This window comes from Vreelandella olivaria, assembly GCF_023507745.1.
Taxonomy (GTDB): domain Bacteria; phylum Pseudomonadota; class Gammaproteobacteria; order Pseudomonadales; family Halomonadaceae; genus Vreelandella; species Vreelandella olivaria_A.
Window position 1 is genome coordinate 1 of the sequence record NZ_JALPZO010000179.1, and the last position, 1,468, is coordinate 1,468.

The window sequence follows — 1,468 nt, forward strand, 5'->3', positions numbered from 1 at the left end:
GACTCGTCCAAGAGCCGATAGGATTGAATCCCTCGCCATTATTCCAATTGGCCGTAGCGGTAGCATCGATGTGGGCACCCAGAGCATAGTGGCCACTCAGGTTGCCATTGATGCCCTGCAGGTCTTGCCCGGTTACGCTGTTGGAGGTGCCAAGTTCCGTAATCACCGTGTACTCAGTAGCGCTGCCATGACTGCCGGTTTTGACGGAAAAATTATTGCCCGCCTGCAGGTTAACCGGGGCGCTGATTCGATAATCGGCGTGAACGCCGTTGATCACACCATCGCTGCTGCCTTGCCCGATTTCCAGCGCCAGCTTACCGCCATCCCCCTGGGATGCTTCTATGGTGCGGTTGATCTCGATGTTGCGATCTGCGCTTAGAGTCAGTTGGTTGCCGCTTTGCCAGTGCACCTCATCGTTGACGAAAATATCGCCATTGCCTTCATTAGCCCCCTGAACGCTTTCAATTCGGATATCAGTATTTCCTAGCTGGTCAGAAAGCGTTGTGCCTGTAATATCGCCACCTTCAGCGGCAATGGTGTAGTCGTTTGGGTCGATGAGCCAGGTGCCGGTGGTGCCATTATCCGCACGGGTGGTGATGTGTACGTCGTCGGTAATGCTTACGCGGGCGGCGCTGGTTTCGATAAAGCCGCCATCGCCGCCATGCGGGGCGCTGGCGTCGAGGGTGCCTGCTACTTCGACATGGCCTGACTGCATGTCGCCCATTAGCATGATGTGGCCGTTCTCGCCCGTGGCCAGCGTTCTGGCTTGGGTAATGCCCGTATGGTTAATGACGCTGGCGGTAAGGTCGTTGGCGGCCTGGGTGGTGAGGTAAACCAGGCCGCCGTCGGCGCGAATAGCACCGCCCTGTTCTATGTGGGTGGCCAGGCGCGCTTCTTCCACTTCAATCTTGACCGGGCCGCCCAGGTCAAGGGTGACGCGGCTACCCGCGCCCATCAGGGTGCTACCTTGGGGTGTTTCGATGCTGCCCGTGTTGATGATCTCGGCGGCGATCATCGCCACATGGCCCCCGGCAACGCTGGTGATATTACCGGCGTTGATGACCGCGTTACCGCTGCCACCCTCGAAGGTATAGTTGCCGGCCATGAAATCTTCGGTGGAAATATCCAGGGTCGAGGCGACCAGAGCCCCCACATCCACCCGCGCCGTCGAAGAGAAATGTATGCCGTTGGGGTTAACCAGAAATACCCGGCCATTGGCGCTGAGCGAGCCGCGGATATTGGACACTTCACTGCCTGTTACCCGGTTAAGGGCGGCGGCATCTGCATTGGGTTGGTTAAAATGAACACGGTGGTGCTCGCCGATTGAGAAATGCTCCCAGTTGATTGCAGCGTTTTGACTGGATTGGTCGATGGTGAGCGTATGGTTGTGTTGGCTTAAGGCAGCATCACCCGCGACGACCGTACCGCCACTGGGTAGCTCGGCATACGCATTGGGAGTGATGAGTAG

Annotated in this window: 1 protein-coding gene; it reads right to left on the minus strand. The window is 57.8% G+C overall.

Annotation, left to right across the window (positions count from 1 at the left end):
• A partial coding sequence (locus HP566_RS20875) for a filamentous hemagglutinin N-terminal domain-containing protein (RefSeq protein WP_249979226.1) occupies positions 1 to 1,468 on the minus strand: 1,468 nt, incomplete at both ends.